Origin of the sequence: Sphingobium sp. ZW T5_29, assembly GCF_044987515.1 — a bacterium.
Classification (GTDB): Bacteria; Pseudomonadota; Alphaproteobacteria; order Sphingomonadales; family Sphingomonadaceae; genus Sphingobium.
On record NZ_JBJDRM010000020.1, the window covers coordinates 24089 to 39203 of the forward strand.

Annotated in this window: 16 protein-coding genes; 11 read left to right on the forward strand and 5 right to left on the reverse strand. The window is 62.3% G+C overall.

Annotated features, from left to right (window positions below):
- The first annotated feature begins 206 nt into the window (after positions 1-206).
- Together ACI3KQ_RS15150 and ACI3KQ_RS15155 are read left to right on the forward strand one after the other, a co-directional pair.
- Positions 207-659 carry a carboxymuconolactone decarboxylase family protein gene (locus ACI3KQ_RS15150; RefSeq protein WP_404959048.1) on the forward strand — a complete coding sequence of 151 codons (453 nt, stop codon included), beginning with the start codon at positions 207-209 and terminating at the stop codon, positions 657-659.
- Positions 659-1513, forward strand: a complete 855-nt coding sequence (locus ACI3KQ_RS15155) for a sigma-70 family RNA polymerase sigma factor (RefSeq protein ID WP_404959050.1) — start codon at positions 659-661, stop codon at positions 1511-1513. Before ACI3KQ_RS15150 ends, ACI3KQ_RS15155 begins: the two co-directional genes overlap by 1 nt.
- Positions 1514-1957: 444 nt before the next feature.
- Here the strand turns inward: ACI3KQ_RS15155 and ACI3KQ_RS15160 are convergent, their stop codons facing one another.
- On the reverse strand, positions 1958-3043 hold the full coding sequence (locus ACI3KQ_RS15160) for a PepSY-associated TM helix domain-containing protein (protein WP_404959052.1): 1086 nt from the start codon (positions 3041-3043) through the stop codon (positions 1958-1960).
- Positions 3040-5250 (reverse strand): TonB-dependent receptor, encoded by a 2211-nt coding sequence (locus tag ACI3KQ_RS15165; RefSeq protein ID WP_404959054.1) that lies wholly within the window; start codon positions 5248-5250, stop codon positions 3040-3042. Before ACI3KQ_RS15165 ends, ACI3KQ_RS15160 begins: the two co-directional genes overlap by 4 nt.
- A gap of 302 nt (positions 5251-5552) precedes the next feature.
- Here ACI3KQ_RS15165 and ACI3KQ_RS15170 point away from each other — a divergent pair, with 302 nt between their 5' ends.
- Positions 5553-6269 (forward strand): hypothetical protein, encoded by a 717-nt coding sequence (locus tag ACI3KQ_RS15170; protein WP_404959056.1) that lies wholly within the window; start codon positions 5553-5555, stop codon positions 6267-6269.
- A 44-nt stretch (positions 6270-6313) separates the two neighbouring features.
- Here ACI3KQ_RS15170 and ACI3KQ_RS15175 read toward each other — a convergent pair whose 3' ends face one another.
- Genes ACI3KQ_RS15175 through ACI3KQ_RS15185 form a run of 3 tightly spaced genes read right to left on the reverse strand, consistent with a single transcriptional unit; the run spans position 6314 to position 7698 of the window.
- A complete protein-coding gene (locus ACI3KQ_RS15175; RefSeq protein WP_230482365.1) occupies positions 6314-7231 on the reverse strand; it encodes a transglutaminase family protein in 918 nt (305 codons plus the stop codon).
- 43 nt (positions 7232-7274) lie between these two features.
- Complete coding sequence (locus ACI3KQ_RS15180) at positions 7275-7541, reverse strand: hypothetical protein (protein WP_404959059.1); 267 nt, start codon at positions 7539-7541, stop codon at positions 7275-7277.
- Between the two features lie 28 nt (positions 7542-7569).
- A complete protein-coding gene (locus tag ACI3KQ_RS15185; RefSeq protein WP_268992448.1) occupies positions 7570-7698 on the reverse strand; it encodes a hypothetical protein in 129 nt (42 codons plus the stop codon).
- 451 nt (positions 7699-8149) lie between these two features.
- Here ACI3KQ_RS15185 and ACI3KQ_RS15190 point away from each other — a divergent pair, with 451 nt between their 5' ends.
- The 8 genes from ACI3KQ_RS15190 (at position 8150) to ACI3KQ_RS15225 (ending at position 14895) form a co-directional block, all read left to right on the forward strand.
- The gene (locus ACI3KQ_RS15190; protein ID WP_404959062.1) at positions 8150-9286 is read left to right on the forward strand and encodes an alpha/beta hydrolase family esterase; all 1137 of its coding nucleotides are present in this window, start codon (positions 8150-8152) and stop codon (positions 9284-9286) included.
- Positions 9287-9356: 70 nt separating this feature from the next.
- Positions 9357-10571: a cation:proton antiporter gene (locus ACI3KQ_RS15195; RefSeq protein WP_404959064.1), complete on the forward strand. Its 1215-nt coding sequence runs from the start codon at positions 9357-9359 to the stop codon at positions 10569-10571.
- 124 nt (positions 10572-10695) lie between these two features.
- Positions 10696-11058: a response regulator gene (locus tag ACI3KQ_RS15200; RefSeq protein WP_268992454.1), complete on the forward strand. Its 363-nt coding sequence runs from the start codon at positions 10696-10698 to the stop codon at positions 11056-11058.
- A 113-nt stretch (positions 11059-11171) separates the two neighbouring features.
- The gene (locus ACI3KQ_RS15205) at positions 11172-12152 is read left to right on the forward strand and encodes a sensor histidine kinase (RefSeq protein ID WP_404959066.1); all 981 of its coding nucleotides are present in this window, start codon (positions 11172-11174) and stop codon (positions 12150-12152) included.
- A gap of 212 nt (positions 12153-12364) precedes the next feature.
- Positions 12365-12652 (forward strand): co-chaperone GroES, encoded by a 288-nt coding sequence (locus ACI3KQ_RS15210; RefSeq protein WP_230482358.1) that lies wholly within the window; start codon positions 12365-12367, stop codon positions 12650-12652.
- A gap of 69 nt (positions 12653-12721) precedes the next feature.
- Complete coding sequence (groL, locus tag ACI3KQ_RS15215) at positions 12722-14353, forward strand: chaperonin GroEL (protein ID WP_230482357.1); 1632 nt, start codon at positions 12722-12724, stop codon at positions 14351-14353.
- A gap of 77 nt (positions 14354-14430) precedes the next feature.
- Positions 14431-14595 (forward strand): hypothetical protein, encoded by a 165-nt coding sequence (locus tag ACI3KQ_RS15220; protein WP_230482356.1) that lies wholly within the window; start codon positions 14431-14433, stop codon positions 14593-14595.
- A gap of 48 nt (positions 14596-14643) precedes the next feature.
- Entirely contained in the window at positions 14644-14895 is a 252-nt protein-coding gene (locus ACI3KQ_RS15225) for a hypothetical protein (protein ID WP_230482355.1), read from the forward strand.
- The last annotated feature ends 220 nt before the right edge of the window (positions 14896-15115 follow it).

The window sequence follows — 15115 nt, forward strand, 5'->3', positions numbered from 1 at the left end:
TGTAAATTTTTGGCGCTAAACGGCAAAGATGGGTCGACATCAACTCCGCGGATGTACCAAGCGCTCACCTCAAAGATCGCGGTATTGAACGTGTCATACCGAATTGGCGGCAAAGAAAGTTTGCTGAGCAAAATAACGCGCCATGTCACACGGCCGCGACCTATCTCGTCATGATGGCATCACCTACCATGAAAGGAATGGTTGCCATGACACCCCGCGCCGATATTTACACCGTTTCACCGAACATCTTCAAAGCCTGGTACAGCTTTTCAATGCTGGTCGAGGCAAGCGGCCTGGAAAAGCCGCTGCTTGAACTGGTCAAGATCCGCGCCTCGCAGATCAACGGCTGCGCTAACTGCCTGAACATGCATACCGCCGACGCGCGCGAAGCGGGCGAGACCGAGCAGCGCATCCATTTGCTGGCCGCATGGCACGAAGCGCCATGCTATACCGACCGCGAGCGCGCGGCGCTGGGCTGGACCGATCATATGACCGAGGTCGCCGCCAAGCGCGCGCCCGATGCCGTTTACGAAGCGCTGGACGCCCAGTTCAGCAAGGAGGAGCAGTTGAAACTGTCGATGATGATCAATGTCATCAACGGCTGGAACCGCCTCGCAGTCGGCTTCAACCTCTATGCGCCGGAGTTGGGCTGGAAGTGATGGAAGGCGCAGCCACCTCCTTTGACGCGCATCGGCCCGATCTGCTGCGCGTCGCCTACCGGATGCTCGGCTCCATGGCCGATGCGGAGGATATGGTGCAGGAGGCCTATATCCGCTGGGCGGGGACGGACAGGGAGGGGGTGCAGGTGCCCGCCGCCTTCCTGCGCCGGGTGGTCACGCGGCTATGCCTCGACCATCTTAAATCCGCGCATGTGCGGCGGGCGGCGTATAGCGGTCCCTGGCTACCCGAACCGGTCGTGGAGGCGGAGCCGGTGGAGGACGTCACCCTTCCCCTGATGCTGGCGCTTGAAAGGCTGTCGCCGCTGGAACGGGCTGCCTTCCTCCTCCACGACGTGTTCGGGGAGAGTTTCGAGGAGATCGCCGTCTCTATCGGTCGCGACGTTGCCGCCTGCCGCCAACTCGCCAGCCGGGCGCGCATCAATGTACGGATGGATCGGTCGCGCTACACGGTCGATCAAGCGCATGGGATGGAGATCGCGGCGGCTTTCTTCCAGGCCTCGCGCGGCGACGGCATAACGAAACTGGGTGCGTTGCTCGCGCAGGATGTACGCTTTCATGCCGATGGTGGTGGCAAGCGGCCCGCCGTGGCCCGAATATTGGAAGGTACGAGCGAAGTCGTGCGCGCGCATGCCGCTATCGCGCGACTGGGTTCCGGGCCATCAGAGTTGCTGCGCTATGCCTTCGTCAACGGTTTGCCGGGGTTTGTGACGCGAGAATCGGATGGGGTTTTGCAGACCACCGCGCTGCTGATCGAAGACGGGCTGATCCGAGCCATCTATGTGATGCGCAATCCAGAAAAGCTCCGGCATCTGAACGGAATGCTGCACCATTGACGATACACGTAAATGAGTATGCCCGACTTGATGTAGGGTCCTCAAGAGCCCAATGCTGTTCTAAAAGCAGGAGCTGAACGAACGTCAGGTTTCGATAACGCCAATTTGGCACCGGAATGACCGCAAAGGGTCGACGAGGGAAATGGGCAGGATGGGCGAATTCGCGACGTTTTTTGCCGTGCCGACAACGAGGGCGATCCTAGAAGCGGTGATTCAGGCAAGCGTTAGCAGGGCGCCTTGGAAGGGATCCAATTTTACTCGTCGGCCTTCGGGAAAGAACCTACCCCCGAGCTGTCGTTTGCAGATATTTGTTGGCCGTTTTGAATTGCTGCCCCCCGCAGTCATCCAGCGGAGGAAAATAAATGGTAAGAGGAAGGCGTCGTTTGGATGAGGGTCCCTTTTTGCATCAGGCAAGATGTGCGCCCTGCATGCCACCGGACGCTCTCAGTGTTGCACCTTGGCCAATTGAGGCACCGGCCCGCTAACGCTTTTCCTCGCGAACCAGAAGGACCAGACGGATAAAGTTCCCAGCAGACTCAATGCCAATCCAACGAAGGTCATCAACAGCCGATAGCTCAACCCTCCCACCTTGGCGGCGTGAAGCGGGTAGAGCACGTTGTAGATCATCACGATCTGAGACAGACGCGAAGCATCCCGGGCCTTTACGAGGCGACCATCATCCGCCGCGAACCACAAGGTTGTGCGCCCGTTTGGCAGCCATTCGTCCGGCCTCTTCATCCGCAGGGTGATAAGGCCGCTGCCTTGCCGGGGCAGCGACAGGCTGCGTATTTCGGCGTCAGGAAAATGCGCTCTCGCCTCCACGATAAGACCGCGCCAGTCATGCTTTGCCGCTAGCGGAACGTGCGGATGGGAAGGCGGCTTGAGGCTGGCGTCGATCTGCGCGGGTGCGGCCGGTCCCAGGATCAGGGCCGCCACGGGACGGAAGACCAGAATGGACCCGGTCAGCAGCGCCAGCGTCAGCAGCGGTGCCGCGACCACGCCCAGATCGCGATGATGGCGCAGGATCGCCGGTCGGCTCACCCGCTTGGGCAGAATGCGGAACTCGAACGTCTTGCGCGTGCGGGTCCACAGGATGACGCCTGAGATGACGAAGAACAGCCCGGCGATCGCGGCGATGCCGATCACGGTTTCGCCCGTGTCGCCAGCAAACAGATGATGATGCAAGTCGAACAGCCAGAGTTCCGGCCGCTCCCACTGGCTGCTCCAGCGCGTGACCAGATCGCCCGCCTGATCGGTGTAGGCGCCAGACCCGTTCGCGAAGCGCAGACGGTTGAGGCCGAAATTCCGCCCTGCGAAGGTGATCATTTCCGGCCGGGTGGTAGGATCGGCCATGATCCTTTCGACCGTTGCAGCTATGGCGGCCGTTTCCTGCACTTGCGCGTCGGACGCATGCGGCAGAATGACCCACGCGTCCTTGTGCACCAGCAAGGCGCCCGAAAACCCCAGCACCGCCAGAACGAGGCCGATCAGTCCGCCAATCCAACGGTGCAAGAGGTCAAGCGTCTTCAAAAACCATAGTCCCAGCTCAGGATGAAGGTGCGTCCCCGTCCGGCGAAATAGGCGAGATTGTCGTTCGGCAGCCGCGTGTCGCTGCTGTAATCGATGTAGAATTTGTCGAACAGGTTCTGCACGCTCAGCCGCAGCCCGCCGAAGCCGGTCTGATAGCGGATGCTGGCGTCGGTGATATGATAGCCGCCGAAATTGTTGCGCCGGTCGGGCTGGGTCAGGCCCGGATCGGCATGGAAAGTGCGCGACAGGAAATATTGCGTCTGCACGATCGCCGAGACGGGGCCGCGATTATAGGTCGCCGACAGATTGACGCGGTCGGGCGAGATGTTGACGCCATCGAGATCGGTGTCCACCTTCCCATCGGCATTACTGTCGTAACGTCCGTCGATATGGGCATAGCCGATACCAAGCTTCAGCCCGTCAATCGGCGTTTCGCTGCGCAGGTTCACCTCGATGCCCTCAATCTCGATGCGCTGGCGTTGAACGTCGAAATTGCGCCCGAGACTGGGGACCAGTAGCTGGCCCTTGTCGCTCGACGACCAGAAATAGGTGGCTGATGCATCGACCGGCCCGCGCTTCACTTCCACGCCGATCTCGCGGTTGTTCGACACGATTGGTTCGATGGCGAGATAGCTGTCGATGTCGACGCCCGTCATGTTAACCGACCGGGCGATGCGGCCGACGTCGGGCGCGGTATAGCCCTCGGCATAACTCGCATAGGCGCGGATGCCTTCCCACGGCTCGATAATGACGCCGCCGTTCAGCAGCAGATCATCGAATTTCGGCTTCCCGCCCGCAACGGCGACCCCGCCATAGGTCGCGGTACCGCAAGATGTGCCCGCCGGCAGGCTGGCTGAGCATGCGACGAAGGTTGTCGATCCAAGGGTATGATAATCGTCGATCTTGATCTGGACATTTTCCCAGCGCGCGCCGCCGGCGACGCGCACCAGGCCGTTGAATAGCTCGAGATTGGCCTGAGCGAAGGGAGCTAGGCTGCGAAACTCGGCAGGGGGTACCCAGACGCGGTCAGTAGCGATCAGCCGCTGCTCGGTCTTGTCCCACAGTGCGTCGAAGCCAAGCGTGGCGGTAAGCGCCTCGAAGCCCGGCACTGCGCGCTCGTAGCTGAATTTCCCGCCGACCTTCCGGGAGCGGTTTTGGGATTGGTCGAACAGGGTGTTGACCGGCGCGATCGCCGGGTCCTGGAACGTCGCGATGGGCGCGACCTCGCCGCCGAACGTGTCGCGCGAGCGGTTGAAGAAGAGCTGACCGACGAAATTGCCGTCCAGAAGATCGCTGTCGGTGTAGGACAGGGCGACGCTTTCGGTGCGGTTGGCAGCCGGCTCGCCGGGAGGGGTGCCCTGCATCGCGCTGGTCGGCAGCCCATTGTCGCGGTTGCCTGTGACCGCGACGAAATCGCCCTCGCCCTTCAGCTCGAACCGGCTTGCGATCAGGTCGATGCGACCCGTAGCGGAGACTGCGTAGCCAAGGCGGGCGAAGAGATTGGTCGTACGCGAATCCTGCGTCTCGCCCTGCGTCAGGTTGAGGCCGACGCGACGATCCTGTCCGTCATAGAATACGCCACGCTTTTCATAGGTGGCGCCGATCGTAGCGTCGAAGTCGCCGACCTTGTACTGGAACAGGCCACCGGCCTTCGCGCCGAAGCCGTCAGAGTGGAACCTGTTGTCGGCGGTACCCTGCAATAGCACGCGGCCGCCAAGACCCTCCTTCGTGGGCGCGCCGACCGTGACCTGGTTGACGATGCCGCCGGTGCCGCCGATGCCCTGCAGTGCGTTCGAGCCGTAGATCAGTTCAACCCTGTCGACGAAGAAGCCGTCGATGGTGAATCCATCGCGCGCGCCATCGCGCAGCGGGGTAGATTGCGGGATGCCGTTGATCGCGTAGAGCGGGGAGCGGCCGCGAAGGGTTTCGCCCGCGCCGGAGAGCTTCTGGCGGGTGGGCGAGAAGGACGGGGTCAGGGTCGAGATCGCATCGGTCACTGAACCAGAAATTGCGAGCTGCTGGTCGAGCATTGCCTTGTCAACCACGTCGATCGTTAGCGGCAGCGCACTGACAGGAAGGATGCTGCGGGCAGCGGTGACGATGATTGGTCCTTCGGCCGCCACTTCGGCGGGCGCGGATTGCGCGTGGACAGAAGTCGTAAGGAGAATTGCGGTAGTGGAAAACAAAGTCGGAATCGCCAAACGCATGAAGGAGCCTCCCTTTTTGTTGGCGCTCGCTAGTGGAAGAACTATACTAATGCAAGTCAGTCGCAACTATGGCGAGATCGCCAGAACAAGCGCCGCTGGGGGCGCGGTCACGGCGGATCGTGCCGCGAAGCCGGTGAGGCGATGACAAAATTCGTTTCGCTTACGTCAAAAAATGATTGATATACAGTGATATAGCTGTGTCACGTTCGCTGCGGGTTAGTCGGCGGCGTCGGCACTTTCGCCCATGAAAGGAGAAACCAGCGAAGCGGTAAATCTGCCACAGAAACAACAGGGGTCGCATCATGAAGAAATCATCGTTCTCCCGCCCGCTTTCGGGCGCTCTGTTCGCATGTCTTTTTGTGGTTTGTGTCAGCGCCTGGGGTTTGACCTCAAACGCAGGCTTTCAGCGTTCCGATCATGTAGCGCCGCCACCGGCTCAAGCAGGCGGCAAACATGCTTCAGACGACAAGTTCAACCCATTGGCATTCATGCGCTCTGCCATAGACAGCGCAACGGCGCAGCAACTTGCCAGCGCTGACACCAGCGCCGCAGCTTTCTCCTTATCGACCAATGCTGGGGATTTTGCTGGCTTCGACTTCGCCAATGGCACCCGATACCCGGAGCAGGCCATCGCGTCGGTTGGTTCAGCCACCTATCAGCCAGGTGCTTCCGTCGCCTATGTCCCGATCTCTCTTGACCGGCCGACGCCGAACACGGTCATCGCGCGGGTCATGACGGAGGATGGCACTGGCCTTGTGAGAGGCGTTGCTGGGGTCAACTACCAGCCGATCTATAAATCCGTCATCTTCCGTCCGGGCGATCCGCTCACTAAAACGGTAGAGGTGCCGATCATCCTCGGGATTCCGCAGGCTGATTTTATCGTCAGGTTCGTCGAGGCGCCGTGGGGTGGCAAAATGGGCACCGACCGGGCCTATGTGCAGTGCGATTTTCTGAAGGAGGCCACGCCCGCACAGACAGCAGGGCGAGAAGCTCGAACGTTCACGCCAAGCCGAACCTGACGAAGCCCACGGCCGACAAGGCGCGCGTCAGGCTGTAGGCGCGATCATTCGGGGGCCGATGATCTTTCCTGCGTATCGAGATCGGTGCAGTTCGTCGTCGAAACCGTGACCTCTACCGTCATGCCGAGAAAGGCGTTGGCGGCACCGACATAGCGGCCATCGACGGGGCTCAACTGCGCAATGCTCCGGCCAACCGCGACGGGGACCAGATGTGCCTCTCCCATGCGGCCATTGGTCGGATCGAACGCGACCCAGCCCGCACAGGGCAAATACACCTCCGCCCACGCATGCGTCGCCCCGTGCTGGGTGCCCGTCTCGGCGGGATTGCCCAGGATCGGCGGATCGAAGAGATAGCCGGACACCGCACGGGCTCCGAAACCGAGATGCCGGACCGCTTCAACGAACAGCGTGGCGAGATCGCGACACGAGCCCGAAGCGAGATCGAGCGTCTTCTGCGGGGACTGCGTCCCGACCTCTTCTCGCGTGACGTAGGTCATGCCGATGCGGGCAGCGGCGTTCACGTCTTGCAACAGCGACAGCGTGTCGGTGTCGGCGCCGAGTACCTTGGCACGCGCCCAAGCGGCGAGCCGGCCGTCGGGATCTGCATGCTCCGTCACCAGCAGCGCACCAAGATCGGTCCGCTCCTCGTGCGAATAATCGAACGGATAGCGGTGCGCATGTGGCGCGATCTTGAGGATGGGCCAGGCAGCGGCGGTCTGGTCTACAATCACATGATTGGTGATCGTCAGGCGTTCCGAAGGCTTCGGAAAGGAGGCCGTGGCGATAAGGTTGCCGAAGACATCCTGCGTCCACTCCAGCTCCGCCGCGGGTTCGCAACTGATGTTGGCCGAAATGAGGCGTAGTGCATGCGAGCTGCGCGGAGTGAGCATCGTCCGATGCGCGAGAAGCTCGACCGGTGTCCGATATGCGTAGGTGGTGACATGCAGGATATGCAGCCGCATTCCGTCGCCTCCTGACTTGCGACATTGGGGTCCGGAAGCCTTCTCAACTCCGAACGGCATGCCCCCGGTCGGGATTTTCGCTCAGGGCGCGGAAATCGACGCCGGGCGGCTCGTTCGACAGCAGACGTCCCTCGGCGAATGCCCTGGCAGATAGCTTGCGATCTTCGCGCACTCCGGCAGCCACGCCTTCCTTGGCCCAGGCGGCAGCGGCGACGTTCGCGACCAGTCTGACATTGTCGAGCGTGGTTGCGCAGGCGACCGCATAGTGATGCGCTTCCTGGGCGCGGCAGAGGATAGAGGATAGCTGCATGGGAACGGCCTTTCCGTGAAAGAAGAGATCAATCCTTCTTGGACTGTGCCGCAGGGGGCATGCCCTTCAGCGATGGATTGGAAGCGTTCTGCTTGGGCGGCTCCGACTTCTTCGGTTTTCGCGCTTCGCGGTTGCCACGTTGTTGTCCCTTGGCCATGTCGTCATTTCCTTGAATTAGAGCCCGGCTGGACCCCGTGCAGATGATCAGCGCTCCGAAAGCCGCTGGAGTAGAGGTGCTCCACCTGCGGGTAGTGGGATGCGAAACTGCGCATGTGCCGCCTTCTCTGTGTCGGCAGTCGACTTGCGGACGAGAACGATGCGCGGCCTAGGACGCGCAAAGCTCGAATGGAGGATAGATCGAATGATACGCTCCGCGTCCAGAGCGGGAGCATGAACAACTCTCAGTCGCAGCCAAGCTCGAAACGGACGGCGCGATGAAGAGCATATGGGGACGGCAGCCGCGTAGCGCCAGCCCCATCTCCCGAGTTCGCAGATGATTCATCTACATCCTTGCTATTCGCCCCGCCCAAGCCGACATTGTGCAGCGCAGCAATTCGATTGGATCGATCTGCATGTCAGGGCTTCCGCCGTGGCCAGGAGAAAGCCGCATGCGAAGCTTGAACGATACGCTCAGCCGTCTGTCCCAATTGCGGGACCATGCCTTACCCGGCTTACTAGGCAGGTTCGCTGAAGACCGCCTGTCGGATTTCGGCGCATTCGGGTCCAATCCCGGTGCACTTCGCGGCCGCTTTTACCTTCCCCACTCTCGGCATGCATCGAAAGCGCTGGTGGTCGTGCTGCACGGCTGCACCCAGAATGCGGCCGGATATGACCATGGCTCGGGCTGGTCGCGGCTGGCTGACGAACAGGGGTTCGCGCTGCTGTACCCGGAGCAGCAACGCGGCAACAACGCCAACCTCTGCTTCAACTGGTTCAACACGGGCGACACGAAGCGCGACGCGGGCGAGGCGCTGTCGATCCGCCAGATGGTCTCGGCGATGGTCGAGGAGCATGGAGTCGATCAGTCCCGCATCTTCGTGACCGGGCTGTCGGCCGGCGGTGCCATGGCGTCGGTGATGCTTGCCACCTATCCCGACGTGTTTGCCGGGGGCGCGATCATCGCCGGCCTACCCTATGGCACGGCCACCTCCATCCCCGAGGCGTTCGATCGCATGCGGGCGCACGGCGGCCCTCCGGCGGTCGCGCTGGGCAAGCTCGTCACTGCTGGGTCACCGCACAAGGGGCCCTGGCCGACGATCTCGGTGTGGCATGGCGACAGCGACGCGACCGTCAGCCACGAGAATTCGGCACTCATCGTCGAGCAATGGCGTGCGATCCACGGGCTTGAGCACAGGCCGAGCGCTGTCGAGGAGGACGAAGGATATCTTCGCCGTGTGTGGCGCGATGCCAATGGGCGCGACGTGATCGAGGAATATCGCATCGCTGGCCTCGGCCATGGCACTCCACTCAGTACCTCCGGCGCGCAGGCCTGCGGAACGGCGGGGCCGTACATGCTCGAGGCCGGGATTTCTTCGACGCGGCGGATCGCGAGCTTCTGGGGACTGGCTGACGCGCGGGCCGAAGGCCGAGCTGAGCTTGCACGACCGCAGCCCTCGGCCGCGCCGCTGGGCGCCGGCATGACCGTTGCCACCGAGTCTCACCGCGCCCCCAGTTCGCAGGTCGCTTCCGGCGGCGTTGGACGCGTGATTGAAGATGCTCTGCGCGCTGCCGGCCTGATGCGCTAAGCAGGGGAGCGAAAGGACTCCAATGGAGCTCTCGCACCAGTTTTACGTCCTGCTGCTTGCCGGGCTGGGCGTGCTGGTGCTGATGACGGCCTGGCTGCCGATGCTGCTGCGCAAGGCTCCGCTGTCTTTACCTATCCTGTGTGTGGCCGCGGGCGCAGCGCTGTTCGCGCTGCCGCCGCTAAGATCCTTCGCGGTCCATCCGATGCGATTTCCGGTCGTAGTGGAGAGATTGAGCGAACTCGTCGTCATCGTCTCGCTGATGGGAGCGGGCCTCAAGATCGATCGGATGATCGGGCTGCGTAGCTGGTCGCTCACCTGGCGGCTGCTGGGTATCGCAATGCCGATCACCATGCTGGTGGTCGCGGGCCTGGCATGGGGACTTGGGGTGGCCGGGCCGACGGCGGCGCTGCTGATCGCCGCCGTGCTCGCGCCGACGGACCCGGTGCTCGCGAGCGATGTCCAGGTGGGCGGCCCCGGTGAGGGGAAAGAGGACGAAGCCCGTTTCGCCTTGACCTCCGAGGCTGGGCTCAATGACGGCCTCGCCTTCCCCTTCGTCCATCTTGCGATTGCGCTCAGCGCAGCATCTTTCAGGAGCGGCGACCTGCTCGAATGGTTCGGGCGCGACCTTCTTTGGAAGACCTTCATTGGGGCTGCGGCAGGCTATGCCATTGGACGCGGCCTCGGTTATCTGACCTTTCACCTGCCGATGCGCGCGAGTCTCTCGCGCACGGGGGACGGCTTCGTTGCGCTGGCGGTTACGCTGATCGCCTATGGCGTGGTCGAGATGTTGGGCGGGTTCGGCTTCCTGGCCGTCTTTGTCTCGGCGCTGGCACTGCGCAACGCCAGTCGCGACGATGATTATCACGACCGGCTGCATGGATTCGCCGAAGAAGCCGAGCGGTTGCTGATGATGGTGCTGCTCGTCCTGTTCGGCGGCATCATTGCCTTCGGCGGCCTACTCGCTGGCTTTGACTGGCTGATGCTGCTGTTCGTTGCCGGCGTCCTGCTGGTGGCGCGCCCGGCTGCCGGCCTGCTCAGCCTTGTTGGATCGAAGCTGCCTTGGCGCGAGCAGCTCGTGATATCCTTTTTCGGCATCCGCGGGATGGGTTCGATCTACTATCTCGCCTTTGCGCTCAATCATGGGTCTTTCGCCGACCCGCACCGGCTCTGGGCGATCATCGGCGGTGTCGTGCTCGCCTCGATCCTATTGCACGGCATCACCGTAACACCGGCATTGCGACTGCTCGACCGGTGGCAACGGCGTCGGGTTGAATCTCGCGCTTAACGCCCACTCTGCCCGGCGGACGAACAAATGACGGCCGGTAAAGCGAATGCGCTCCCGGAACGAATGTTGTTGCCGTCTGTTAGGACCTTGCTCGCGATCAGCCCTCGTCAGCGAAGGGTTAGATATGCGCAAAATTACGGTTCTTGTCGTCGAAGACCAACCGCTGCTCCGTTTGCACGCGATCGACATGATCGAGGACGCCGGCTTCACCGCCGTGGAGGCCGAAGATGCCGATGCAGCCATCGCCATCTTGATGCTGAGCGCAGACATCCAGTTGGTTTTCACCGATATCGAGATGCCGGGATCGATGGACGGCATTCAGCTTGCCGCGCTGGTTCGCGATCGGTGGCCTCCCATGCATATCATTGTAACCTCAGGGCGAGGCCTGCTTGACGCGAGCACGTTGCCGGTCGGCTGCCCCTTCATCGCCAAGCCTCCGATATGGCCCGCCTTGATTGAAACAATGCGGAGTCTCACCGCGGCCTGAGAACGCGTTCGAAGCCGCGTTCCATCTTTTCCCGGACAGCGTCGCAGCAACCGTGTAGAGCGAAGGTCTCTCTCACGATCGGACGAACGATATTGGCCGCACGGACGCCCGATATGCATGACTGGCGCCCCGATCAACTGCGTCACGCGATCAGGGCGGCTGGGGTCGCGTTATGGTCGTGGAACGTCGATACAGACGCCTTCGCGATGGACGAATTGGGGTTCGAGCTCTGGGATCTGCCCGCCAGCGACCAAGTGACCTTCGGCGAGCTGTCCGCGCGGATTCACCCGGCGGACCGTGATCGTGTTCAGTCTGCCTTCAGTGCCACCCGCGCGATCCTTGGACCCTACGAGACCGACTTTCGGATCATCGTTGGCGACACGGTCCGCTGGGTGGCGGCGCGCGGCCAAGGCGAGGATGTCGGCATCGTCGGCCGGACGATGTACGGCATCTTCCTCGATGTAACGGGGCGCAAGCAGGCTGAAGAAGGCCACGAACTGCTGGCCGGCGAGATGAGCCATCGCGTCAAGAACCTGCTGGCGATCGCTTCGGGTCTGACGGCGATCTCATCGCGCTCGGCCGGCAGCGTCGAGGATCTGGCACGCGAATTGACCGACCGGCTTTCGGCACTCGGTCGCGCGCACGATCTGGTTCGGCCGCTCCCCAATGGCCAAGGCAATGCCGCACTGCTCGGAGACCTGTTTGCCGTCCTGTTGGCCCCATATGATGACCTTGGCGCGTTCAAAGGCCGAATTCGCGTGGCTGTTGAACGCATGGGCGTAGGCGAGAGAGCGGCGACCGGCCTGGCCCTGGTGATCCACGAGCTGGCCACCAACTCGATGAAATATGGCGCGCTTTCGGCCCCGGCCGGCACGCTCGACCTCTCCAGCATTGCTGACGGCGAGGACTTGGTGCTCACGTGGCTGGAACATGGTGGGCCCAAGGTTATCGATCCGGTGGGACACGCTGGTTTCGGGGGCAAGCTTGTCCAGCGCAGCGTGACCGGTCAGCTCGGCGGCACGATCGACTACGATTGGGCCGAAAGCGGTCTCGTCGTGACGCTCCGGATGGATCGTGGCAGGCTTGCCAGCTAACGGTCCGAGCTTGGTTGGTTTGCACCGCGAATGCCCGTTTTCCTGAGCGGGCTGACCGGCGGAAGCTCCACCTTGTTTTCTCGATTGCTGGCCCCCACATTAAGGTTGTTGGCATTCGCGTCTCCGCGATATTCAATCGCAAATCGGCAGCGCTGGCTCCCCGCTTGTGAAGCGACGACATCTCGTCGCGGTCCAGCGGCAGGATGCTATTCATGACATTTCGACCTCTTCACGACCGCGTGCTGGTCCGCCGTATCGACTCGGCCGACAAAAGCGCCGGCGGCATCATCATCCCCGAAACCGCCAAGGAGAAGCCGCAGGAGGGCGAGATCGTCGCCGCAGGCGCAGGCGTCAAAGCCGAGAACGGCGCGCTCACGCCGCTCGACCTCAAGGCTGGTGATCGCGTCCTGTTCGGCAAGTGGTCCGGGTCGGAGGTCAGGCTGAACGGTGAGGATCTCCTCATCATGAAGGAAGGCGACGTCCTCGGCGTCATTGGCTGACCCCAGCCTTCCCACCTTACGCCGCTACCCGTCCGGGCAGCCGACAATCAGCCACAAGGATCAGACACCATGTCAGCCAAAGACGTCAAATTCTCGCGCGACGCCCGCGAAAGCATTGCGCGCGGTGTCGATATTCTCGCCAACGCCGTCCGCGTGACGCTCGGCCCCAAAGGCCGCAACGTCCTCATCGACAAGAGCTATGGCGCGCCGCGTATCACCAAGGACGGCGTGACGGTCGCCCGGGAAATAGAACTGAGCGACAAGTTCGAGAATATGGGCGCGCAGATGATCCGGGCGGTCGCGTCCAAGGCGCAGGACCATGCAGGCGACGGCACGACGACCGCGACGGTACTCGCTCAGGCGATTGTGCGGGAAGGCATGAAATCAGTCTCCGCGGGCGTTGATCCCATGGATCTCAAGCGCGGCATCGACATTGCCGTCGGGGCTGTCGTGGCCGAGCTCAAGGCGCGCTCGAAGCCGGTCTCCAACAATCAGGAGATTGCCCAGGTCGGCATCGTCTCGGCCAATGGCGACGAGGTTGTCGGTCGCAAGATCGCCGAGGCGATGGAGAAGGTCGGCAAGGAAGGCGTCATCACGATCGAGGAAGCGACCGGCGTCGAGTTCGAGCTGGACGTGGTCGAAGGCATGCAGTTCGACCGTGGCTATCTTTCGCCCTACTTCATTACAAACCCGGAACGGAGCCTGGTCGAGTTTCAGGATCCCTATATCCTGATCCACGAGAAGAGGCTCGGGGCTCTTCAACCGTTGCTCCCGATCCTGGAAGCGGTGGTTCAGGCCGGGCGCCCCCTGCTCATCATCGCCGAAGACATCGAGGGGGAGTCTCTCGCCACGCTCGTCGTCAACAAGCTGCGCGGCAGTCTGAACGTCGCCGCCGTCAAGGCGCCTGGGTTCGGTGACCGGCGCAAGGCGATGCTCGAGGATATCGCCGTCCTCACCGGAGGCGACGTCATCACCGAGGATCTCGGCATCAGGCTCGAGACTGTGACGCTGGACATGCTTGGACAAGCCAAGCGTGTCACGATCGACAAGGACACAACCACCATCGTCGATGGCGCCGGCGATCCGGGCGCGATCAAGGGGCGTGTCGAAGCTCTCCGCTCGCAGGTCGAGAACACCGCCAGCGATTATGATCGCGAGAAGCTTCAGGAGCGGCTTGCAAAACTCGCCGGTGGCGTCGCTGTCATCAAAGTGGGGGGCGTGTCAGAGACGGAAGTGAAGGAGCGCAAGGATCGCGTCGACGACGCGCTGCATGCAACGCGTGCGGCGGTGGAAGAAGGCGTCGTGCCGGGTGGTGGCACCGCCTTGCTCTACGCCTCCAAGGCGCTGGATAGCCTCAATCCTGTCAATGACGATCAGCGGCGCGGCATCGACATCGTCCGCAAAGCGCTTCAGGCCCCGTTGCGGCAGATCGCCGAAAATGCTGGCCATGATGGAGGCGTGATCGCCGGCCGCTTGCTCGATGAGCGCGACGAGAATTTGGGTTTCAATGCCCAGACCGAGCAGTTTGAGAACCTTTTCCAATCCGGCGTGATCGACCCGACGAAGGTCGTGCGGATTGCCCTGCAGGACGCGGCCTCGGTTGCGGGCCTGCTGATCACCACTGAAGCGGCTGTTGCGGAGTTCACCGACGAAAGCAGCACGCCATCCATGACCGGCGGCATCGGCGGCAGGGGCTTCTGACAAACGGTGACGGGGGCGGGCAGCAACGCTCGCCTACGGTTGACCCATCTCGTCCTCTCGTCACCAGGAGCAGCTTCATGACCTCCCAATCGACATACGACATCGATCTCACCGAAGATGAATTGATGCTCAAATACGATATCAAGCGCGTCCCTACCGACCGCTTCCACTACAAGTCCTTCCGCTATTCTCGTCTGGACGATGCCTTGCGACAGGCAATGAGGGATCAGCCTCCGGCTTAGCGTTACACGCCTCCACTGGCCCAGAATCATGTCGCAAAGGAGTTCCTGATGGCTCATACATCCGCCTTCTGCTTGGCTCAGGAGGCCCTGCATCGCGAGCGGGCGGTGGCGGCCAATCTCGACAATGTCCGGATCGTCGCGGCATCCGCAGCAGCAGCATGGGCGCGCGAAGCCGTGGTCGCCCTTCGCCGCGAGGGCCAGCTTGGCCGGGAAGATCGGCTGCCGGCCGCGGCTTCGCTATCTGAGGAAGCAGAGGATGCGGCCTTCAGCGAAAATCCCGACCGCGGTCTCGCAATCTGATGGCGCTGCGAACCACCCGAACGTCGATCACCTTCAAGGCGCCATTTCGGCTGACCGCTTTGGACGAGACTCTGCCCGCTGGCGTCTACGACATCGTAAGCGCTAAAACACCCCCACTCGGCGGCATTCAGGCGGCCTGATCGATGACGGCGCTGGCGGCGGCGCGGCTATCGACCCAGTTGTAGGGGAGCAGATCATCGATCGGATCTGCGTCGCCGCG